This window comes from uncultured Eudoraea sp. (assembly GCF_947258525.1).
In the GTDB taxonomy this organism is placed as follows: Bacteria; Bacteroidota; Bacteroidia; order Flavobacteriales; family Flavobacteriaceae; genus Eudoraea.
Genome location: NZ_CAMYIP010000171.1, coordinates 18,211 through 40,075 on the forward strand (window position 1 = coordinate 18,211; position 21,865 = coordinate 40,075).

The 21,865-nt window shown below is 37.9% G+C and carries 18 protein-coding genes and 1 pseudogene; 9 read left to right on the top strand and 10 right to left on the bottom strand.

Features of this window, described 5'->3' with window-relative positions; translation table 11 throughout:
* Nucleotides 1-26: 26 nt before the first annotated feature.
* Nucleotides 27-2,333, bottom strand: a complete 2,307-nt coding sequence (locus Q0X89_RS12930) for a TonB-dependent receptor (protein WP_297694825.1) — start codon at nt 2,331-2,333, stop codon at nt 27-29.
* Nucleotides 2,334-2,410: 77 nt separating this feature from the next.
* Here Q0X89_RS12930 and Q0X89_RS12935 point away from each other — a divergent pair, with 77 nt between their 5' ends.
* Both Q0X89_RS12935 and Q0X89_RS12940 read left to right on the top strand, forming a co-directional pair.
* Nucleotides 2,411-3,070, top strand: coding sequence for a metal-dependent transcriptional regulator (locus tag Q0X89_RS12935; protein WP_297694827.1), 660 nt, complete (start codon nt 2,411-2,413; stop codon nt 3,068-3,070).
* Nucleotides 3,070-3,885: a ZIP family metal transporter gene (locus Q0X89_RS12940; protein WP_297694863.1), complete on the top strand. Its 816-nt coding sequence runs from the start codon at nt 3,070-3,072 to the stop codon at nt 3,883-3,885. Before Q0X89_RS12935 ends, Q0X89_RS12940 begins: the two co-directional genes overlap by 1 nt.
* A gap of 7 nt (nt 3,886-3,892) precedes the next feature.
* Here Q0X89_RS12940 and Q0X89_RS12945 read toward each other — a convergent pair whose 3' ends face one another.
* The 5 genes from Q0X89_RS12945 to ppk2 (Q0X89_RS12965) form a co-directional block, all read right to left on the bottom strand.
* Nucleotides 3,893-5,038 carry an efflux RND transporter periplasmic adaptor subunit gene (locus Q0X89_RS12945; protein ID WP_297694829.1) on the bottom strand — a complete coding sequence of 382 codons (1,146 nt, stop codon included), beginning with the start codon at nt 5,036-5,038 and terminating at the stop codon, nt 3,893-3,895.
* Between the two features lie 10 nt (nt 5,039-5,048).
* A complete protein-coding gene (locus tag Q0X89_RS12950; RefSeq protein WP_297694831.1) occupies nt 5,049-9,386 on the bottom strand; it encodes a CusA/CzcA family heavy metal efflux RND transporter in 4,338 nt (1,445 codons plus the stop codon).
* A gap of 78 nt (nt 9,387-9,464) precedes the next feature.
* Nucleotides 9,465-9,869 (bottom strand): hypothetical protein, encoded by a 405-nt coding sequence (locus Q0X89_RS12955; protein WP_297694833.1) that lies wholly within the window; start codon nt 9,867-9,869, stop codon nt 9,465-9,467.
* Nucleotides 9,870-9,908: 39 nt separating this feature from the next.
* Nucleotides 9,909-10,718, bottom strand: a complete 810-nt coding sequence (gene ppk2 / locus Q0X89_RS12960; RefSeq protein ID WP_297694835.1) for a polyphosphate kinase 2 — start codon at nt 10,716-10,718, stop codon at nt 9,909-9,911.
* Between the two features lie 3 nt (nt 10,719-10,721).
* Nucleotides 10,722-11,567 (bottom strand): polyphosphate kinase 2, encoded by an 846-nt coding sequence (gene ppk2, locus Q0X89_RS12965; protein ID WP_297694837.1) that lies wholly within the window; start codon nt 11,565-11,567, stop codon nt 10,722-10,724.
* A gap of 217 nt (nt 11,568-11,784) precedes the next feature.
* On the opposite strand from ppk2 (Q0X89_RS12965), the gene Q0X89_RS12970 reads away from it, so the two are divergent.
* The 5 genes and pseudogenes from Q0X89_RS12970 (at nt 11,785) to Q0X89_RS12990 (ending at nt 15,614) form a co-directional block, all read left to right on the top strand.
* Nucleotides 11,785-13,815 carry a S9 family peptidase gene (locus Q0X89_RS12970; RefSeq protein WP_297694839.1) on the top strand — a complete coding sequence of 677 codons (2,031 nt, stop codon included), beginning with the start codon at nt 11,785-11,787 and terminating at the stop codon, nt 13,813-13,815.
* Between the two features lie 18 nt (nt 13,816-13,833).
* Nucleotides 13,834-14,274: a hypothetical protein gene (locus Q0X89_RS12975; RefSeq protein WP_297694841.1), complete on the top strand. Its 441-nt coding sequence runs from the start codon at nt 13,834-13,836 to the stop codon at nt 14,272-14,274.
* A gap of 37 nt (nt 14,275-14,311) precedes the next feature.
* Nucleotides 14,312-14,719 carry a DUF2141 domain-containing protein gene (locus Q0X89_RS12980; protein ID WP_297694844.1) on the top strand — a complete coding sequence of 136 codons (408 nt, stop codon included), beginning with the start codon at nt 14,312-14,314 and terminating at the stop codon, nt 14,717-14,719.
* A 101-nt stretch (nt 14,720-14,820) separates the two neighbouring features.
* Nucleotides 14,821-15,120: pseudogene (locus Q0X89_RS12985) on the top strand (SDR family oxidoreductase); the annotation flags it as partial.
* A 101-nt stretch (nt 15,121-15,221) separates the two neighbouring features.
* The gene (locus Q0X89_RS12990; protein ID WP_297694846.1) at nt 15,222-15,614 is read left to right on the top strand and encodes a DUF423 domain-containing protein; all 393 of its coding nucleotides are present in this window, start codon (nt 15,222-15,224) and stop codon (nt 15,612-15,614) included.
* A 2-nt stretch (nt 15,615-15,616) separates the two neighbouring features.
* Here Q0X89_RS12990 and Q0X89_RS12995 read toward each other — a convergent pair whose 3' ends face one another.
* The 4 genes from Q0X89_RS12995 to Q0X89_RS13010 form a co-directional block, all read right to left on the bottom strand.
* Nucleotides 15,617-15,766, bottom strand: coding sequence for a hypothetical protein (locus Q0X89_RS12995; RefSeq protein ID WP_297694848.1), 150 nt, complete (start codon nt 15,764-15,766; stop codon nt 15,617-15,619).
* Between the two features lies 1 nt (nt 15,767).
* A complete protein-coding gene (gene feoB / locus Q0X89_RS13000) occupies nt 15,768-17,993 on the bottom strand; it encodes a ferrous iron transport protein B (RefSeq protein WP_297694850.1) in 2,226 nt (741 codons plus the stop codon).
* Entirely contained in the window at nt 17,990-18,235 is a 246-nt protein-coding gene (locus Q0X89_RS13005) for a FeoA family protein (protein WP_297694851.1), read from the bottom strand. The genes feoB and Q0X89_RS13005 overlap by 4 nt, the downstream gene beginning before the upstream one ends.
* Before the next feature lie 131 nt (nt 18,236-18,366).
* Nucleotides 18,367-19,041 carry an SCO family protein gene (locus tag Q0X89_RS13010; RefSeq protein ID WP_297694853.1) on the bottom strand — a complete coding sequence of 225 codons (675 nt, stop codon included), beginning with the start codon at nt 19,039-19,041 and terminating at the stop codon, nt 18,367-18,369.
* A gap of 162 nt (nt 19,042-19,203) precedes the next feature.
* Here Q0X89_RS13010 and rseP point away from each other — a divergent pair, with 162 nt between their 5' ends.
* Nucleotides 19,204-20,556 (top strand): RIP metalloprotease RseP, encoded by a 1,353-nt coding sequence (gene rseP, locus Q0X89_RS13015; RefSeq protein WP_297694855.1) that lies wholly within the window; start codon nt 19,204-19,206, stop codon nt 20,554-20,556.
* Between the two features lie 206 nt (nt 20,557-20,762).
* Entirely contained in the window at nt 20,763-21,629 is an 867-nt protein-coding gene (locus tag Q0X89_RS13020; RefSeq protein ID WP_297694857.1) for a DUF4382 domain-containing protein, read from the top strand.
* Nucleotides 21,630-21,865: the final 236 nt, after the last annotated feature.

Here is a 21,865-nt window from a genome sequence, read left to right on the forward strand (position 1 = left end):
ATTACAGCTCAAGTAGTCCTTGTATATTAATTCAAACGGTAGCGCATTCCTAAAAACCCTCTCATTCCCTGATTTGGGCCATAGACATAAGAGGGATCAAAAGTAAGACCATACGGGTTATCTGCAGTAGGGATGGCATTACCTGAATTGTCAAATTGAACATTTTTATCGAAGGGATCATTGGCCCTCGCTATAATAAACGGGTTGCCCCTGTTAGGAGTCCAATCCAACAGGTTTTTTATTCCTCCATAAAATTCAAAATTTTTCACACCGGAATATGTAAATTGAATATTTTGAATACTCCAGGTTGGAGAATATTCCTGTCTGGGATCGAGCTCACTCAAAAGCGGGAGGCGCATCGGCCCATATAAGTTGCCGGTATAATCCACAGACAGATTAAGCGTTCTGAAGGCATAGGATATACTCCAGGTTCCGCTATAACTTTCGGTAAGGATTTGCCTTTGGGTAACACCGTTTGTAGTATTACTTACATCCATTAAAGTAGCTCCTAATAATATTTTTAGTCCTACTGGGAACGCTAAATCCAGGTTAGCACTTATTCCCTTGGAAACAGATTTGCCTTCCAGATTTCTATAGATTATTAAATTGGGATTGGTATCATAATCCGGCAGAATAACATTATTGAAATAGGTGTAGAAGGCTGAGGCATCCAAACCTATAAATGTTCCATCATTGCTGTATATTTTCTTAAGGTAGTTAATATTCACATTAATGGAACGCTCAGGTTTCAGATCTTCTGCAATGACTACTTCTCTTGCACCGGTTAAAGCTGCGTGTTCTTCAGTAAAAAGGTTAACAACCCTAAATCCGGTACCCGTATTCAGGCGGAATAAATCATTGTCCGTAATTTTCCATTTATAGGCTAATCTTGGAGTAAATATAGAACCGTGTCGTTTGTCATAATCATAACGAATACCGGTTAGCAGAGAATGTTTTTTGGAAAAATTTATCTCATCCTGCACAAACAGGCTTGGTATCCAGACAATGTCTGCTTCGTTATTTCCGGCTATTCCCGAAGTTGCAGGAGTATTATCGTCATAATAATTGTATTTAACTGCAGTTCCAAACAGAAGATCATGCTTAGCCCAAAGTTTATCCCATGTTAATTGCCCAAAACCAATACGCTGATCTGCCAGATAAGGTGTGTTGCCATATACAGAATTTTGACTGTGGTCATTATATGACATGGAAAGGAGTATATTTTCTTTGAAGGGCAATTGATATTTTCCAAGTATCTCCCAACGCCTGGTGTAGATGCTCTCGCCATATATTTCATCTCCACCCCTGAATTCGGGGGTCCATTGCATTTCACCACCCCATCTGTCTTCATAAAAAAAACGACCTGCCAATGAAAAAATGCGGTTATTCTCCCGGTTCAAACTCCATTTTTGAAAAAAGGATACACGATCCTGAAGTGTTAAATCCGTGAAATTATCTCCGTTATCATCAATTGGGTTGTCGTATTTGAAATAATTAAGGCCAAGAAGTAAGTTGGAACTACTCCCTAATTCAATTCTTGATCCAAGATCAAGGTTAACTTCACCCCAACCGCTCATAAAGCTATCAGCTTCAAAAGTAGACGCCTCCAGGGGTTTTTTTGTTATTATATTAATTAGCCCTCCAACTGCTTCACTGCCATATAAGGTAGAAGCAGGCCCTTTGACAATTTCTATTTGCTCTATCAAAGAATTTGGAATACCAGATAGCCCATATACAGTGCCCAAACCGCTTACAATGGGCATGCCGTCTATTAAGACCAGCGTATATGGTCCTTCCAGTCCATTAATATGAATATCCCCGGTATTACAGACATTACAATTAATTTGAGGCCGCACACCATTGACGTTTTGAAGGGATTCAAAAATACTTGGGGTGGGATTTTTTTTAAAGAAGGTAGGTTTATATACTTCAACAGGTACAGGACTTTCCAATCTTTTTACCGGTTTTAAAGTGCCCGTAACCACCATTTCTTCTAATTGCTCTGATGAAGTCTTGAGAGATATATTAAGAAGCAGCACTTTATTGTTAGCTAAGGTAACTTTTTGGCTAAAAGGAGTGTACCCCAAAACAGAAGTCTTAATTTTATAGTTCCCATCGGGAATGTTAGCAATGGTAAACTCACCGTTTCTATCAGAAGATGTACCAAATTCTGTTCCCTGGAGGTAGATATTTACAAAAGGCACGGGTATTTCTCCATCCAGAATTACTCCGGTAATTCTATTTTGTTGAGAAAACAAATTTGAAATTCCCAAAAGAGATAGAAGCACAAATATGACTATCCTGAAAATAAAGGGATTAACAATGTATTTCATTTGCCAAATAAAAAATTTAGACAAATCTAAAAATTTGTTTGTACAAATAAAAATGTATTTTTGCTAAAATGTTTTTTATGACTCATTCTGAGGAGAATTACATTAAGGCAATATTCCATCTGGCCAACACAGGTATTGAAGTTATTTCAACTAATGCCCTGGCCGAAAAGATGGAGACCAAACCATCCTCAGTAACTGATATGATGAGAAGGTTATCTAAAAAGGGGCTGGTTCATTACAAAAAGTATCAGGGAGTATCACTGACAACCCTCGGTACAAAGACCGCTTTATCAATCATAAGAAAACATCGTTTGTGGGAAGTTTTTTTAGTAGAGAAGTTGGGTTTCACCTGGGATGAGGTACATGAAATTGCCGAACAACTAGAACATATTAAAAGTGAAAAATTAATTGATAAGCTCGATGAACTATTAGACTTCCCCAAATTTGATCCTCACGGAGACCCTATTCCGGGTAAAAATGGAGAGTTTATGGAGCATGACAATCAACTGTTGAGTCAATTACCCATAGGTTCTGTGGCACTATGTGTGGGGGTCAAAGACTCATCTGCGGTATTCCTGAGGTTCCTGGATAAAAATAGTATAGCGCTTGGTAATAAAATGAAGATTATAGAAAAAGAAGAGTTTGATAATTCTTTGCGAATTCTTCTTAACGAAAGAGAATTACAAATCTCTCAGCAAATAGCCTCTAATTTATACGTTAAAAAGATTGAGTTATGATAGAGAATGTCATTAGTTATTTTGAATCAATTAATCCTATTCTTGCTGCTTTTTATGCAACACTTTTTACCTGGATTCTTACGGCCTTAGGCGCAGGTCTGGTCTTTTTTTTTAAAACAATGAACAGGGCTGTTTTAGATGGAATGCTTGGATTTACCGGTGGGGTAATGGTAGCTGCAAGTTTTTGGAGTCTTCTGGCCCCTGGAATAGAAATGAGCCCGGGAGAAGGTTTTGTTAAGGTTCTGCCGGCGGCAGTGGGATTTTTACTTGGCGCTGTTTTTATTTATGGATTGGATAAGGTTTTACCGCATATACATATTAATTTTAAAGAAAGTGAAGGAATAAAAACACCCTGGCACAGGACAACGCTGCTTACACTAGCCATAACGCTGCATAATATTCCTGAAGGTCTTGCTGTAGGGGTTTTGTTTGGCGGAGTTGCTGCCGGTTTTGAAGGTGCAAATATAGGTGGAGCTGTGGCTTTGGCGCTTGGGATAGGTCTGCAAAACTTTCCCGAAGGTTTCGCAGTTGCTATGCCTTTAAGAAGGCAAGGGCTTAGCCGTCTTAAGAGTTTTACTTATGGACAAGCATCTGCTATGGTTGAACCCATTGCCGCAGTTTTAGGTGCATGGGCGGTTCTTACATTCCAACCTATTCTGCCTTACGCCTTGTCCTTTGCTGCCGGAGCAATGATCTTTGTCGTTGTTGAAGAGGTTATTCCTGAGACGCAGCAAGACAAATACACGGACATCGCAACAATGGGCTTTATTGGAGGTTTTATTATTATGATGGCCTTAGATGTAGGTTTAAGCTAATTTACCATCACTCCCCCATAAGAGTAAATGCACCCTTAGTTAAAATACGAGGGTTTTCCGGTAAGTCATCCAGATTTTTTATAGCAGTGTAACCCATATATGTTTCGCCAGTTTCAACTTTTAGCGGTTTAAAACTATAAACGTCATCCTTATTTGTTTCCAGTATTAAGAGGTATGAGGAATCATTTAAGGATACCAGGGCCTCTGAAGGAATACTTAGGGCTTTTTTATCTGATGTAATAATAGTGGCGTTGACAAACATCCCGGTTAGAAAATTATGTTTGGAAGTATCTTTGAGATGTCCATGGACTCGTATCGTTCTGTTTTCTTCTATGGCATTGCCAATTAAATATACTTCTGCCTTATATATTTCTGCAGAAGCTTCCGGTATTTTAAATGTAATTTCCTGCCCTTTGTGAATCTTCATTATATCCTTTTCAAAAACAGATAATTCTAAATGTATATGGTCATTATCTACAATTTCGATGATTGGGGTTGCAGGTGAAACATACATCCCCAGAGATACATTTACCTGGGTAATACTACCACTAATGGGCGAATATAGCGTGGAAGTTGTACTAATAATGCCCTTTTCTACATCTGCCGGTGAAATTCTAAGCAAGTCTAATTGCTTTTGAAGTCCATTATAGGTGGCTTCTGCTTTTTTATATTCACTTTCAGCTTTAAGGAAACTCTTTTGTGATGAAATTTTTTCCTTAATCAAAATTTGCTGACGCTCATATTCAGATCTCAAATAGGTCAGTTGTTCTTTTATCTCCAGGTATTCTTGTTGTATAGACACAAAATCCGGATTTTCAATGGTTACCAATGACTGCCCCTTTGTTATGCGATCTCCAATTAATAAATGTGTATTTTTTATATATCCGCCCATAGTAGCACTAACTACAGCTCGGTTTGCAGGGGGCACATCAATTAATCCATTAGCCTTAACCAATTCGGGAAAAGATTTTTCCTCGAGGCCGCCCATGGCCATGCCATTTTGTTCAAATTGATCACTCGAAAGCTCAATTGTGGTATCTGCAAGCTCCGGATCCTGCTGAGTTTCTGATTTGTCAGCGGTTTCTGCATTTTTACAACTTGAAATGCCGATTAGAAGTATAATGGGAATGAAATAGTATATAATACGATTCATGACTTAGATTTTAATAAGTTAGATAGTTTATGGCAATAACAGTTTGATTGTATTCATTAAGGCTTTTTAAGTAATCCAGTTTTATCTCATATGCATTTTCAAGACTTAGGATATACTGGAAATAATTTATTTCTCCGTTTATAAAACTCACGGTAGCCGTTTTCAAAATTTCGTCTGAGAGGGCTGTACCCTCATCTTCATAATATTTCAGTGCCTTTTCCTGCTTAATTAATTTAGCATTAAGTGACGCATATTCAATGTTTAATTGAACTTCATACTCCTTAGATTCTTCTACTGCAATTTCCCGGGCAATGGAAGACGCCTTAATTTTAGAAGATTGGCCAAAAAACAATATTGGAATTTTAAGCCCCAGATAGTAACCAGACAGAGTTTCATTTAAACCGCTGTTTGATCCCTGAAAATAACTTAAACTCAGATCGGGTAGCAGAAGTTGTTTTTCATAACTACGTTGATTATTAAAGAGATCAACTCTACTCGAATAATATTCTAATTCTAAGCTGTTTTCCAAATCCTCAGGACTCAATTTAACTTTCTTTTGAAAAGCCAGTCCAATATTTATGCTGTCTTCGACCTGGACAACCTTAATTAAATTTCTATAAGCCAGCACAACGTCTTGCGTTGCTTCCTCTAATTTAATTTCTATTTGTTTTTGTCTGGACTGAGTGGTTATTTTTTCCAGGTAGTTAGTTTCTCCGAGTTCAAATCGGCGCTCGGCGATTGCTGCGAAATTCCGAAACAGGCTATCAATTTGCTTATAAATAAATTCCCTCTCTTTGGTATATTGATATTCATAAAATCTTGAAGTAACCTTCTTTTTCAAAATTTTCTTTTGAACTTCATAAGCACTGGATTCTAGATCTAAACCAGCCTTGTTTACCTTTTTTTTGGAGAAATAAACCGTTGGAAAGAGGAAGTCCTGTTCTACTCCGAATACACCTATGGGTTCCCCATTGATAGCAATATTATTTTGGTCATACTCGTAGTAAATTCTGGTTTTGTCAAAACTGAAAGCACTGGATATCATGGCATCAGATTTGCTAACTCTTAAGGATTTTGCTTTTAAGCCCGCGTTATTTTCTAATGCAATTTCTACTAATCCATCTAATGTTAAACCACTTTCCTGTGCATTTAAAAAAGGTGTAAAAAGTGTTGTTGCGATAAGAAGCTTATAGGACTTGTTCTTTTTTAAAAGTCCTTTAAATACCGGCTTCCCCGGTTTATTAAAGATACTATATAATACCGGCAGTACAATAAGTGTCAATAGTGTTGCACTTACCAGGCCACCTATGACAACTGTTGCCAGGGGGCGCTGAACTTCAGCGCCAACATTTGTAGAAATTGCCATTGGCAAAAACCCTAATGCAGCTGCCGATGCAGTAAGTAACACGGCCCTCAGCCGATCTTTTGTGCCCTGAATAATTAGTGCTTCCATACTCCCAAATTTTTCTATATTAAGTTCTTTAAAATGTTCTATTAAAACTATGCCGTTTAGAACAGCAATACCAAAAAGTGCAATAAAGCCTACTCCTGCGGAAATACTAAATGGTAAATCTCTTAACCATAATAGTAAAACTCCTCCAACGGATGCCAGTGGAATTGCAGTAAAAATCATTAGTGTTTCTTTGAAGGATTTAAAAGCCAGAAAGAGCATTACAAAAATTAATATTAAAGCAATTGGGACCGCAACCAATAATCTGGATCTCGCACTTTGAAGATTTTCAAATTGTCCACCATAGCTTATAGTATATCCTACTGGTAGGGTTATATTATCATCTATTAATTTTTGTGCATCATTAACTACTGACTGCAAATCACGGTTACGAACGTTTATTCCTACTACTATCCTTCTTTTAGTATCATCTCGGGAAATTTTGGCGGCTCCTTTTTGATATGTGATATCAGCCAGTTCACTTAGTGGTATTTTACCATTAGAGGGGATATCGACATATAAATTTTTGAGATTTTCAATATCCTGCCTATTTTCATTCGTAAGGCGGACCACCAAATCAAACCGCTTCTCACCTTCATAAATATTCCCCACTTTTCTTCCGGCAAAGCCCATGGCAACCATATCATTGAGTTCTTTGATATTCAGGTTATAACGAGCAATTTTTTCGCGATCGTACTGGACATTCATTTGAGGCAGGCCAACTATTTTTTCAACAGTTATGTCTGCAGCCCCATCGACATTTTCAATTAATGATTTTATTTCATTCCCCTTTTTGCTGAGGATTTCCAGATCTTCTCCAAATATTTTGATCGCAATATCTGCCCTTACACCTGTTATCAATTCGTTAAACCTCATTTCAATAGGTTGGGTAAATTCTACTTCAATACCCGGTAGTATGGAGAGGGCTTCTTTGAACTTATTGGCCAATTCATCCTTGGTTTTGGCTGATACCCAATCACTTTTCGACTTCAAAATTATTATGACATCACTCTCTTCCATAGACATAGGGTCTGTAGGCACTTCTGCCGCTCCTATCCTGGTCACTACCTGCTTTACTTCCGGAAAATTATCCAGTAGGATTTGCTCTATCTTCGTGGTTGTTTCTACCGTTTTTGTCAATGATGTTCCTGTTTTTAAAACAGGCTGTATTACAAAGTCGCCTTCATCCAATGTGGGGACAAATTCACCACCCAGGGATATAAATAGGGGTACGGTTAAGGCCAGGACAAGAGCTGCCAGACTTAACACCAATCTTTTACGTTCAAATCCCCAATGTATTATGGGATCAAAAGATTTATTTAGCCATCTCATCAGTCTAAATGAAATGTTCTTTTTTGAAGTATCAGAGGGTTTCAGGAACAAAGACGCCATTACCGGAACATACGTAAAACACATGATCATTGCACCTATCAGAGCAAAGCTAAAAGTTAAGGCCATGGGCCGAAACATTTTACCTTCAACGCCACTAAGTGATAAAATAGGGATAAAGACAATCAGGATAATTAACTGGCCAAAAATCGCCGAATTCATCATTTTAGACGCCCCTTGATACGTTATTTTATCTCTGAATTTTGACTGATCAGTCCTGGAAAGTCTGTACAATTCATCTTTTTTGACGGTAATTTGAAATGCTATGAATTCTACTATAATTACCGCTCCGTCTATAATAATTCCAAAGTCTATTGCCCCCAGACTCATTAAATTGGCATCCACATTAAATAAATACATCAGGGACAAAGCAAAGAGTAAACTAAGCGGAATAACGGAAGCAACCACCAGGCCCGATCTTAAATTTCCCAACAGCAGGACTACAACAAAGATCACAATCAGGCATCCAAAAATCAGATTCTCTGTAACTGTAAATGTCGTTTTACCAATAAGTTCACTTCTATCCAGAAAGGCATTTATTTGTATACCTTCCGGTAAACTCTTTGAGATTGAGGATACCCTGTCTTTAACGGCATCAATAACCTCTTTGGAATTTGCATTTTTAAGCATCATTACCTGTCCCAGTACTTTTTCACCTTCCCCATTAGCCGTGATAGCTCCAAAACGCGTTGCACTTCCAAACCCCACTTTAGCGACATCCTTTATATAAATAGGGATTGAATTCTCTTTTTTTACTACAATGTTTTTAATGTCATCCAAAGAAGAAACTAAACCTTCACCCCGAATAAAATAAGCCTGATTTACTTTTTCAATATATCCTCCGCCTGTTACACTATTGTTTAATTCAAGGGCATTTATAACCTCCTTAGCCGTAACGTTCATCGCATTTAGTTTTTCTGTACTAATTGCGACTTCATATTGTTTTAAAAAACCTCCCCAGGTGTTAACTTCAACAACTCCGGGAATACCTGAGAGTTGTCTTTTAACAATCCAGTCCTGTATGGTTCTCAGGTCTGTAGTTGAGTATTTCCCCTCATATCCGGGTTTTACATCCAGTATGTATTGATAGATTTCACCTAAACCTGTGGTGATAGGCCCCATTTCCGGGGTGCCAAAACCTTCAGGAATTTTTTCCGAAGCCGACTTAATTTTTTCAGCGATCAACTGCCGGGGAAGGTAAGTTCCCATATCATCATTAAAGACAATGGTAACTACTGATAGGCCAAATTTGGAGATAGATCTTATTTCCTGAACACCGGGTAAATTAGCCATTTCAAGTTCTACCGGATAGGTAATAAATTGCTCCATTTCCTGGGTAGACAGGCTTCTTGAGGTAGTGATTACCTGTACCTGGTTATTCGTAACATCCGGAACGGCGCCAATAGATATCCGGAGGAGGGAATAAAGCCCAAAACCCACTAAAAATAAAGTGAATAGTAGAATAATAAATTTCTTCTGAATACTGAATTCTATAATACGAGATAACATAATCCATGGAATAATGATTGATAATCATGCATAATTAAAAAGGAAAATTATGCCTGTGAAAAAATAAACCAAGATAATTTATACCGCGCGGGGGGGTTGGAAAGGGCCCTCTTTCTCGCAATTAGAATATGAAGCCTGATAAAAGAAATTTGCCGTTGAAGTTAGCAAATCGTCAACGGGTTTAAGTTGATATGCCTGCAGATCCTTGATCACAAAAGCCGAAAGCAGTGTCATATGGGGCTGGTGTTGAAATGGTAATTCTTCGTGCTGTTGTTTTTCTTCCTGATGTTTTTTACTGTGATCTGCTTCAAGATCTCCATAGTGCTTCGAAAGAAAGACAAACAAGTTATCGCCGTATTTCTCAGAATGATATTTAGCATGTTCTATTAATTCACCAAGATCTACGAGATCGCTGATACAAATGTTAAAGCTTTGTATCAGAATTAGGAAAGAAGCTGCTATGGAAACGAATTTTACCATCATAGTCCTTAAGTAAAGATACGATAATCTGTAAAATTAGAATTAAACTTCTTCCTCTTCTACAATTTCATAGGGGATAGTATCAATTAAATAGCTCAATGCTTCAATTCGCGCATCAGTTTTTCTGTTGGCATCTATAATTATCCAGGGGGAGTCTTTTAAATCTGTTTGCTCAAACATTTTTAGTTTAAAGGCCGTGTATTCGTCCCACAGTTCCTGTGCTTTGCGGTCAACAGCAGTCATTTTCCATTTTTTTAACGGGTTAGATTTAATTTCCTTAAACCTGTTTGCCTGTTCTTCCTTGGTAATAGAAAAATAGAACTTTATTAAATAGGTGTCGGAATCCATGATCATTCTTTCAAAGCCATTAACCTGTTTCATAAAATTCTGATACTGTGGTTTAGTGCAAAAGCCGTTAACGGGCTCAACAACAGCCCGGTTGTACCAACTTCGGTCAAAGAAAACCATTTCACCAGGTTTTGGAAGCCTATTTACATAACGTTGAAAATACCATTGGCCACTTTCTTCGACAGTTGGTTTAGGCAAGGCAACAATTCTGTACATTCTGGGATTTATATAGGCAGTTATTCTTCGAATAGCTCCGCCTTTGCCCGCGGCATCACGCCCTTCAAAAATTACAACTATTTTCTTATTCTTAGCTATTACCCAATTTTGCAGTTTTATGAGTTCTGTCTGAAGTTCTTTAATTTTCATTTCGTGCCTTGTCGACCTCAAGGCCTTTTCAACATTGGTCTTTTTATCAGACAGCAGACTTGTCAAGCCCACTGAAGAGTTAAGCAAAGAAATATCATCTTCACTGAGCTGAATCTGTTTCTTATCTTTGGTAGTCATCTTTTATATATCAATTTGTTCTATATGCCTGTAATATCTCAGAACGATATTGGGATCTGGTAATATGCTTGTTTTATGCTTTGTTTTTTTCGTGTAATCAAACCTGGAAAGCACATAACGAATACTCTCAAGACGGGCAGTTTTTTTGCTATTGGCCTTTACAATTATCCAGGGGCTAAAGGTGGTGTGTGTTTTAGAAAACATCTGTTCTTTATAAAAACTGTATTTATCCCACAAGGCCTGCCCCTTTTTATCAACCGGACTAAATTTCCATTTTTTTAAGGGATTTAATAACCGACTTTCTATTCGCTTTTTTTGCTCTTTTTTAGAAATAGAAAACCAAAACTTTACAAGTTGAACACCATCTTCATAAAGCATGTGTTCGAACCCCGGAACCTGAACCATAAATTGTTGATATTCATTTTTATTGCAAAATCCCATTACAGGTTCAACAACCGCCCGGTTATACCAACTTCTGTCGAAAAACACAATCTCTCCAGGATTTGGCAGTTCTTTTATATATCTTCTAAAATACCATTGACCGCCTTCCACGTCAGTAGGTTTAGAAAGAGCTACAACCCTCATGGACCTTGGATTAAGGTGTTCTGTAAAACGCTTTATAGCTCCTCCTTTGCCAGCTGCATCCCTGCCTTCAAAAATTATAGCTACCCTAAGTTTTTTTTTAATTACCCAACGCTGTAAGGTTACCAGTTCTAGCTGCAAAAGTTTAAGTTCTTCTTCATAGCGAAGTCTGTTAAGTACCTTGGAAATGTCCATTTCCTTTTCATTGGCAATGGCGATAAGGTCTTTTCTCTTTTTGGCTTGTAGAAGATCTTCCGGTAAAAACATTCAGCGTATGTTATGTAAAAGAATTATTGTAAAAACATGAGTTTTTGATTGACCCTAAAATTTGGTCGTAACTATAAAGATACTAATTTTGACCTAAAATTTTATGACTTTTAAAGCTGTTTTTCCTGCAGTTTAATTCTAAATACAAAGTGAGGCATTTATTTTGCTTTGCCCAAAGTTAATATCTAAGTTTAATGCTTAAACCAAATTTTTAATAATGAATCACAGAAAACTTTTCTATGCCCTTCTTTTAGTATTAATTACATTTCAGGCTTATACACAAAAACAAAAGTTCAGCTACTTGGATGTATTTAAACTGGAGTATGTTTCTGACCCGCAAATAGCACCAAATGGTTCCCGGATAGTATATAGGAGAATGGGTTTTGACATAATGAAGGACAAAGCCGATGGGAATCTATGGATAATTAATTCTGATGGTTCAGGGCATCAAAAACTTAGCTCACTTGAAGCGAGCGAGCGAAGTCCCCGATGGTCTCCAAGCGGAGATAGAATTGCATTTATAAGCACAACAACCGAAGGTTCTGAGATTTATATGTATTGGCTTAATAGCGGTAAATTGGCAAAAATTAGCCAGCTCCCATTTAGCCCAGGTTCATTGACCTGGTCTCCAAAAGGGGACCAATTGGCATTTTCCATGAATGTTGAAAAAGATCCACCCGTAATTGCTAAAATCCCTGAAAAACCTGAAGGCGCGAAATGGGCAGAAAAACCAAGAATAACAGATCGGTTGTATCATGAGGCAGATGGACGCGGTTATATAAAGCCAGGCTTCAATCACATATTTGTAATCCCTGCACAGGGTGGGGCAATACGCCAACTCACTTCCGGAGATTACCATCATAGAGGGCAACTTTCATGGTCTGCAGAAGGGGATAGAATATTTTTCTCGGGAAACAGAACTGATAACTGGGAATATGATTTCCGTAATAGTGAGATCTACCAGGTAGAGGTTACTTCAGGACGCATAAAAGCCTTAACAGAACGAAAAGGGCCCGATAATAATCCTGTAGTTTCACCAGATGGTAAGTATATTGCCTATTTGGGATATCAGGATAAAGTCCAAACGTATCAGGTAAGAAAATTACATATCATGAAGTCCGATGGGACTGGGAAAATGGTTTTATCCAAAGATCTCGACAGGAGTATCTCCGGGATGATTTGGGATGCAAAGAATGCGGGACTCTATATCTCATATGATGATAAAGGAAATACCAAAGTGGGCTATATTTCCTTAGAAGGGAAAATTTCGAAACTGGCAGATAACCTCGGGGGGACTTCTATTGGCCGCCCCTACGCCGGCGGATCTTTTAGTGCTTCCCGGGAGGGTACGATAGCTTTTACCCAAAGCAGACCAGATTACCCTGCTGAACTGGCTGTAAGGGATTCTAAATCCAAAAGAACAACCAGGATTACTGCTCTAAATAAGGCCTTATTTGATTACCGCACTTTGGGTAATGTTGAGGAAGTTTGGTATAAATCGTCCGTAGATCAAAGAGACCTGCAAGGCTGGGTGGTTTACCCTCCAGATTATGACAAGAATAGAAAATATCCGTTTCTGGTTGAAAATCACGGAGGGCCGGTTCTTAACTATGGGGACAGGTTTTCCGCAGAAATGCAGTTATATGCAGCAGCGGGTTATATAGTATTTTATCCGAACGCCCGGGGGAGTACAAGTTATGGGGAAGAATTTGGGAATCTATTATATAATAATTACCCGGGTGAGGATTATAATGATGTAATTGACGGTGTTGATTATTGTATCAAAAATGGCATTGCTCATGAAGATCAACTTTATGTTACAGGCGGGAGTGCCGGGGGTATAATGACTGCATGGATAATAGGGAAAAACAACAGGTTCAGAGCTGCTGTAGTTGCTAAGCCTGTGATGAACTGGATAAGCAAAACCCTTGTTGCAGATAATTATTTTGGGTATGCCAATTCGCGATATCCGGGTCAGCCCTGGGAAAATTTTGAAGGTTATTGGAAATTTTCTCCTTTGTCTCTCGTTGGTAATATAGAAACCCCTACGATGGTAATGGTTGGGATGGAAGATTTAAGAACACCACCTAGTGAAGCCAAACAGTTATATCATGCTTTGAAATTGAGGAAAATTGAAACTGTATTGGTTGAGATCCCGGGAGCAAGTCATAGTATTGCTAGCAAGCCGAGTAACTTAATTACGAAAATCGCCCATACGATTGCCTGGTTTGAAAAGTATCGTGAATAGGGTGAAAATGACTAAACAATGAAAGGGAAAAAAAGGCATTGGCTCTGGAACATACTCATTATTCTGGCTGTGATTGTGAGTATCCTGAGTTTTATGGCGCATTATAAAAATTGGATTTGGAAGAAAGCTGATAGGATCCAGATATTATCCGGTATATATTATATAGAATTGCCATTTAATTCAATGAATAATGTATCTATGGTAAGCAAAATTCCATCATTAGATCGTAAAAATGGATTTTCGGCCTGGGAAAAGGAAAAAGGGATTTTTAAAGATTCCCTTAATGAAGAAAAACCGGTATATATCTATGTAGATAACCTGAATGATCAGAAGATCAAATTAACTTACAAAGATTCCCTTCAGCTTTTTATCAATTTATCTGATTCTACTAAAACAAAAGAGTTATATCTTTACCTCGATGAAAAAATTGGGGCACAACAAACACAATTAAAACAGTAAAAAACAGTTACCTACTACAAACCTATAATTTAAAATAATGAAATTATTATTCCTAAATCTTCTGCTCCTGCCTTTAATGATGTTTTCCCAAAATAAACTTTCTGTAGATGTTACAGGCGTTAAAAACGATAACGGGAGTGTTCATGTTGCAGTTTACGACAGTTCTGATAGTTTTTTGGATTCAGATAAAATGTTTTCCGGAGGCACTAGCAAAGCCCAATTAGGGAATACATGGGTAATAATAGATGATTTACCGGATGGGGAGTATGCACTGGCTATTTTTCATGATGAAGATGGTGATGATGAATTGGATACCAACTGGATTGGAATCCCAAAAGAACCCATTTGTTTTTCCATAGGTAAGATGAAAACATTTGGACCTCCAAAATACAGCGAATGCTCATTTAAAGTAGAAGGGGATAAAGAAATTCAGGTTTCGCTTTAAAGAAAATTTACTTCATTTAACGTATCATCTTAAAAAGCGGGGAATAGCAACATTCTTTTAACAAGCTCATAGTTACCTATTAGGGCTTAGCAGCGGCTTACAGTGCAACCAAAGGTGCGCTTAGAGCGTATGCGAGGGTATTAACTACAGAATTGGCCCCTCGTCATATACGCGTGAATTCAATAGCTCCCGGACCAATTGCAACTCCTATTTATAATAAAATGGGTATGCCCGAAGAAGCAGTTTCGCAGATGGGACAGTGCTTTGCCGCCTCAAATCCTTTGAAACGTTTTGGTGAATCACAGGAAATTGCCAATGCGGTCCTTTTCCTTGCTTCCAATGATGCCAGTTACGTAAATGGTATAGAGCTCGCCGTAGATGGCGGTATGAGCCAGATCTAGCATTCAAAGTTATGAGTCTAACCCATCAGAATTTTCCTGATGGGTTTTTTGTTGTTTATAAGTTGAGGTATTCCCCCACTATCTGTATATTTAAAAATATTATGGAGACTATACTACTTGTTCAATTGCTGGGTGCTTTGTTTGGATTGCTTGCCGTATTATTTGGTGCATTTGGCGCGCATAAGTTAAAGAAATCACTATCGGAGGATCAGCTTAAAAGTTTTGATACAGGGGTAAAGTATCAAATGTTCCATGCTATTTTATTGCTTATATTAGGATTTAACCTGGGTTTTACAACAGCTTTGGAGAAAAATATGGCCTACTGCTTTATATTGGGCACTTTTCTTTTTTCTTTTAGTATATATGGTCTTGTAATCGCAGCTTCCAAAGGGAAATCCCTGAAATTTTTGGGCCCAATTACCCCTCTAGGGGGATTGCTTTTGATAATAGGATGGGGGTTGTTGTTTTATTCTTTTATTGTCAATATGGTATAAGCTTAATGGCATCCGCAATTACCCTCTTCACATCCGCTTTTGGTTCCTTTTTTGGAAGCAAACAGACGCTTGGGCAGCAGGTATTTTTTGGCTAAGTAGAAGATGGCTATAGCCAGAGTAAGATAAACTAATATGGGTTGTAATACACTCATTTTATTTCAAAACCTGATATGCAATTAAAGCTACAATATACGCAAAAACGCTCATTATTACTAATTGCGCCATCGGCCATCGCCAGCTATTGGTCTCGCGCTTTACGATAGCCAGCGTACTCATACACTGCATGGCAAAGGCGTAAAACAGGAGCAATGAAATACCCGATGCAAGATCAAATAATGGCTTTTTAGTAACCGGATTTATTTCAGAGGCCATCCTGTGTTTAATGGTATCTTCTTCATCATTTCCAACACTGTAGATAGTTGCTAAAGTCCCGACAAATACTTCTCGCGCCGCAAAGGAAGTCAGTACGGCAATCCCTATCTTCCAGTCGTACCCTAATGGCGCTACCGCAGGTTCCAGAGCCTTACCAATATTACCTATATATGAATTTTCAAGTTTAAAACCTGCAATTTCCTGTTTACGTGCTTTTTGAAAAAGAACGAGCTCTTTTTGATTTAATGAATCCCTTAGGACATTAGTATTAATTTGGTCTAAACTATCCTTTAGGAACGTTTCATATTCATTCAATTCATTTTGAATGCTGGTAGTATTGTAACTTGTTAAACCTTCAGTTTCAATTCTTTCACTAATTATTTTATCGGCATTTCTAAAGTTGGAGGAGTAACCATTGGAACCTAAAAACCATAAGACAATTGAAATTGCGAGGATAATCTTCCCGGCACCATAAACAAAACTTTTAGTCTTTTCAACAACAGTAATGGCAACATTTTTAAGAAGGGGTAACTTATAGCTTGGCATTTCTACCATAAAAAATGAACTGCTTTTTATTTTCAAAACTTTGTTTAGAATCATTGCAGATCCAATTGCAGCCCCAAACCCAATTAAATAGAGCAAAGTAAGCGTAAGTGCCTGGTAACTTAAGCCTATAATTCTTCCTTCTGGAATGACGAGGGCTATGATGATGAGGTAAACCGGAAGTCTTGCAGAACAGGTAACAAAAGGGGTTACTAAAATAGTTATTAGTCGTTCTTTCCAGTTTTCAATATTACGAGTAGCCATCACCGCGGGGATAGCACATGCCGTTCCTGAAATTAAGGGGACCACGCTTTTACCACTTAGTCCGAACGGCCTCATTATACGATCCATTAGAAAAACCACTCTGCTCATATATCCGGACTCCTCCAGGAGTGCAATAAACAAAAACAAGAAGGCAATCTGAGGAATAAATATGACAATCCCACCTATTCCCGCCAGAACACCTTCGGCAATAAGATTAGTAAACACTCCTGGCGGTAGCGTAGCTTTTATCCAATTACTTGCAGCGGCAAATTGTTCATCAATAAAATCCATCGGATAACTACTCCAGTCATAGATAGCCTGAAAAATGGTTAATAATATCACCAGGAAAATTAAGTAACCAAATATCTTATGGGTTAGAATCCTATCTACTGTAGCTCTGAATCCTATTGCAGCATTCCTGTCTACTTTATAGGTTTCTTTTAGTACACCGTTTATGAATTGATACCTTAGGATGGTTTCCCTCTGCTGCAGCCTCTTGAGTTCTGCCTTGGACTTAGTGGCAAAAGAGGAGGTATCTTTTACCTCTCTTTTCTCAATGGGTGTGAAGTTGACATCCTGTGTAATTACCAGCCACAATTTGTAGAGATCTTCATTGGGAAATGTCCGCTGTAATCTTTCAAAGTAATCCGGTGCTATTACAGTGGTGTCCAGGTTAGGCCTATCGGATAAGTTTTTATAATCCGCAATCAATTGTCGGATTCGTTCTATCCCGGTACCTTTTCTTGTGCTGACTAAGGCTATTTTAGTATTTAATTTTTCTTCCAGGAGAGATATATCCAGTGAAATCCCCTTTTTAGGCATCCTGTCCGACATATTGATGACCAGAATTGTCGGGATTTTTAAGTCTTTTATTTGGGTGAAAACGAGGAGATTTCTTTTTAGATTTTCAACATCACTTATTACCACCGCTACATCGGGGAAATCTTTATCGTTTTTGTTCAGAAGCAGTTCTACGACCACACTTTCATCCAGGGAAGTAGTATTAAGACTATAGGTACCCGGCAGGTCCAGAATATGAGCTTTAACGCCTCGTGGCAATTTACAGACACCCTCCTTTTTTTCAACAGTTATCCCCGGGTAATTCCCGACCTTTTGCTTCAAACCGGTTAACTGATTAAAAACAGAGGTCTTACCTGTATTAGGGTTGCCAATAAGTGCTACATTTATATTTTTACTCATAATGCGGCTTTGTCTTCAATAAGATCCAACTCTATTTGGAGGGCTACGGATCTTCTGATAGCTATATGAGAACCATTAACATTTATGTATATGGGATCCTTTAGAGGGGCTATTTGAATCAATTCTACTTCATTTCCGGGAAGACATCCTAATTCTAACAATTTTATAGGTAGCATACCTTGGGTAAATTCTTTAATAATACCCCTTTCACCTCGCTTCAAATGTGCAACGGTTGTAACCAATTTTTATTTAGATTGATTTTAAGTAAGGACAAAAATAATGGAAAAAGATGAGGTATTGGGGCAAATTTTAAAAAAAGAAAAACAGTAATGTTCTTTGGATAATATGATTGGTTTTAGCGAAAATTGATTCCTCAATTAGCATAAGACATTTTTAAAACCTCCAGATCCTGTAGTAATTTTTCCATTTCCTCTTTGTTAGTACCGTCATAAGTACCTCTTATCCTGCGTTCTTTATCAATTAAAATAAAGTTCTCCGTATGTATCATATCAAAGGGCCCGCCATCACCATCATCTTTTACAGCCAAATAGGATTTTCTGGCAAGTTCATATATATGTTTTTTATTTCCGGTTACTAAATTCCACTTTTTATCAATCACCCCTTTTTCCAAAGCGTATTTTTTAAGTTGTGCAACAGAATCTATATCTGGTGTAACGGAATGTGATAACAACAATACATCCTTATCGTTCGCAATCTTGGATTGCAGATAAACCATATTATCTGTCATTATAGGGCAGATTGTGGGGCAGGTAGTAAAGAAAAAGTCGGCCACATAGATTTTATCTCTATAGAAATCCTGGGTAATGATCTCACCATTTTGGTTAGTAAGCGAAAAGTCGGCAATGGTATGGTATTTTTTTACATGGACCAGGGTACTATCTACCAATTCTGAGTTAAAATCAGCCGGTTGATAAACAGGAAGTACCTTTTTGGGTTGCAGTGCGTTGTAAAACAAATAAATAATTACAGAGGAAAGTAAGAGTAGTACAATGCCCAAAAATTTAAATTTACTGAAGAAAGAAAGCATTCGCAGTTTTTTGCAAAGGTACAGCAGCGAATCATAGCATTCAAAAACTTTGATACGGGTTTGCTGCTAAAACTTTCTTAAATATCTGCCCGTGACCATACTTTCTTTTTATAAGACCTCGTAAAAGTGTACTTTTGTGCGCTTTACTTATAAATTCTATAGATGAGTCCTATACTTATAAAGACCATACAGTTTTTCCTGAGTCTTTCACTTTTAATAGTCCTGCATGAATTGGGACATTTTATCCCGGCTAAACTATTTAAAACCAGGGTAGAGAAATTTTATCTTTTTTTTGACATTAAATTTTCTCTTTTTAAGAAAAAAATAGGGGAAACAGTATATGGAATAGGGTGGTTGCCACTTGGAGGTTATGTTAAAATAGCAGGCATGATTGACGAGAGTATGGATACGGCCCAAATGGCCGAAGAACCGAAGCCCTGGGAGTTCAGGTCCAAACCGGCCTGGCAGCGATTGATAATTATGCTGGGAGGTGTTACAGTAAACTTTATTCTGGCGGTTATAATCTATATTGGGATGGCCTATTCATACGGAGACCAGTATATCCCCATGGATAGTTTAAGAGATGGCATTTGGGTTACAGAAAAGAACATTGGCGATGAATTAGGGGTACAAACCGGAGATCAGATTGTGGCCATTGATGGGGAAGAAGTTGAAAATTTTGATAGTTTATTGGGTGAAATCATTAATGGCAACACCATTACCATTAACAGGGATGGGAATACCGTAGAAAAAGAGATCCCTGTAGATTTCATAGCTACCTTATTAGAAGATGAGGATAAAATTAGATTTATAAGCCCAAGGCTTCCTTTTATTGTGGGAGAGATACCCAAAGAATCTGCTAATAAGGATTCCGGTTTGCAGGTAAAGGATCAGATCATTGGAATTGGGGATCAAAGCATTACCTATTTTGATGAAGCCAAATCCATTATTGAGAGGTACACCAGCCAGGAGGTAGATCTTAGGGTTCGCAGGGATGGATGGGAAGAACAAATTCCTGTTGTAATTAGCGATTCCGCTACCATAGGCATAAGGATGGGCGCCCTTAGTTTTGATGAGATGGAGGAAATGGGCTTTCTTAGGTTAGAGACCAGGAAATATACTTTTGCGGAATCAATTCCGGCGGGAATCGATAAAGGGGTTACCACCCTGGTAAGCTACATGAAACAGCTTAAAAAAATATTTAATCCCGAAACAGGTGCCTATAAAGGTGTAGGCGGCTTTGCCGCAATAGGGGGTATGTTCCCGGACACCTGGAACTGGCCGGCATTTTGGTCAACTACAGCATTAATATCTATTATCCTGGCGTTCATGAATATATTGCCAATCCCTGCTTTAGACGGGGGCCATGTTACTTTTTTATTGTATGAGATGGTAACAGGCAGAAAGCCAAGTGATAAATTTTTGGAGTACGCCCAGATGATAGGGTTCTTTCTTTTAATAGCCTTATTGTTATTTGCCAACGGCAACGATATTTATAAATGGTTAGTTAAATAGCTATTGCTTTTGAAGGTAAGGCGAGTTCTTAAAACTCACATTACCCGGCATTTATACATCTTTATCATACCACTTTTTGATTATTTGACAAACTATTGCTGTAGATCATCGATATTTTAAGGAATATTTAAAAGTTAAAATTAACTTAGTATGATAATTCACTGAAGCCGAAATTTCAGTAACCCCTTTAATCTTAAATTAGACATATGAAAACCTACTCTTATGTGCTTTTCGCGCTCTTTTCCGGTATATTATTATTTATAGGTTGTTCCGAATATGGGAATGAACTTCAATATGTAAAGCATGGTAAGATTTCTGTAAAGCTTACTGATGCTCCATTTCCATATGATTTTATTGATGAAGCCAATGTCACTATTTATAAAATAGAAACACGCGCTAAAAACATGGATGAATCACAAGGAGATCAAAATGATTCTAATTTTGAAGTCCTTTATGAAGGAGAACAAAAAGTAAATCTATTAACATTGACCAACGGAGTTACCATGGCTATGGGCGAAGCGGAAGTACCGGTTGGCTCCTATGACCTGGTAAGGGTTTATATAAAAGAAGGCAGTGTAGTACTGAAAGATGGGACTACATTTGATTTAAAGGTACCTAGTGGTGAGCAAACGGGCATTAAAGTATTTGTGAATCCTGCGATTGAAGTTTTTAGTAGCTTGAGCAGTGATCTTTTATTGGATATTGATGTCAGTAAATCTTTTGTTGCCCAGGGAAATATAGAAAGTATGTCAGGGATCAAAGGGTTTAACTTTAACCCCGTAATTAGGGCATCAAATATGAGTATAGCCGGAAGTTTAGCAGGCCGTGTTACTGCATTGGTCGAGGATGTTGAAACCGGTCTTGAAGGGGTACAGATTAGCGTATGGGATGGCGAAGAGCATATCACTTCTACATCAACAGATGAATCTGGTAATTATATGGTTTTAGGACTGGATGAAGGAACTTATACTATTCTGGCAGAAGCCATGAAATATGCCCCAAATACCAAGGAGGATGTTGTCATTCTAGCTGCGAATAAGACAACTTTAGATTTTGAGATGATAGCAGAGTAATTGGTCTTTTGAAGATGTGACACGCTTTTAGGCCAAGTTTTGATTAAAATCAAAAAAATGACAAAAAGATACTTTTTGTTTGTTGGGCATATTTGAAAAATCATTTATATTTGCACCCCGTTTAAGCAATTAAAGCGGCTTAAATTCCTCCTTAGCTCATCCCGATAGCTATCGGGAGGTTAGAGTTACGGGGTCAAGTTCATAATTTTTTTGATTTGCATTATGTTTATATTCTT

Coding starts and splice junctions, on each gene's coding strand:
- Q0X89_RS13020 (WP_297694857.1), top strand. CDS start 20,763: ATGAAAACCTACTCTTATGTGCTTTTCGCGCTCTTTTCCGGTATATTA.
- Q0X89_RS13010 (WP_297694853.1), bottom strand. CDS start 19,041: ATGCTTTCTTTCTTCAGTAAATTTAAATTTTTGGGCATTGTACTACTC.
- Q0X89_RS12955 (WP_297694833.1), bottom strand. CDS start 9,869: ATGATGGTAAAATTCGTTTCCATAGCAGCTTCTTTCCTAATTCTGATA.
- feoB (WP_297694850.1), bottom strand. CDS start 17,993: ATGAGTAAAAATATAAATGTAGCACTTATTGGCAACCCTAATACAGGT.
- Q0X89_RS12980 (WP_297694844.1), top strand. CDS start 14,312: ATGAAATTATTATTCCTAAATCTTCTGCTCCTGCCTTTAATGATGTTT.
- Q0X89_RS12930 (WP_297694825.1), bottom strand. CDS start 2,333: ATGAAATACATTGTTAATCCCTTTATTTTCAGGATAGTCATATTTGTG.
- Q0X89_RS12970 (WP_297694839.1), top strand. CDS start 11,785: ATGAATCACAGAAAACTTTTCTATGCCCTTCTTTTAGTATTAATTACA.
- ppk2 (WP_297694835.1), bottom strand. CDS start 10,718: ATGACTACCAAAGATAAGAAACAGATTCAGCTCAGTGAAGATGATATT.
- ppk2 (WP_297694837.1), bottom strand. CDS start 11,567: ATGTTTTTACCGGAAGATCTTCTACAAGCCAAAAAGAGAAAAGACCTT.
- Q0X89_RS12950 (WP_297694831.1), bottom strand. CDS start 9,386: ATGTTATCTCGTATTATAGAATTCAGTATTCAGAAGAAATTTATTATT.
- rseP (WP_297694855.1), top strand. CDS start 19,204: ATGAGTCCTATACTTATAAAGACCATACAGTTTTTCCTGAGTCTTTCA.
- Q0X89_RS12935 (WP_297694827.1), top strand. CDS start 2,411: ATGACTCATTCTGAGGAGAATTACATTAAGGCAATATTCCATCTGGCC.
- Q0X89_RS12990 (WP_297694846.1), top strand. CDS start 15,222: ATGGAGACTATACTACTTGTTCAATTGCTGGGTGCTTTGTTTGGATTG.
- Q0X89_RS12975 (WP_297694841.1), top strand. CDS start 13,834: ATGAAAGGGAAAAAAAGGCATTGGCTCTGGAACATACTCATTATTCTG.
- Q0X89_RS12995 (WP_297694848.1), bottom strand. CDS start 15,766: ATGAGTGTATTACAACCCATATTAGTTTATCTTACTCTGGCTATAGCC.
- Q0X89_RS12945 (WP_297694829.1), bottom strand. CDS start 5,038: ATGAATCGTATTATATACTATTTCATTCCCATTATACTTCTAATCGGC.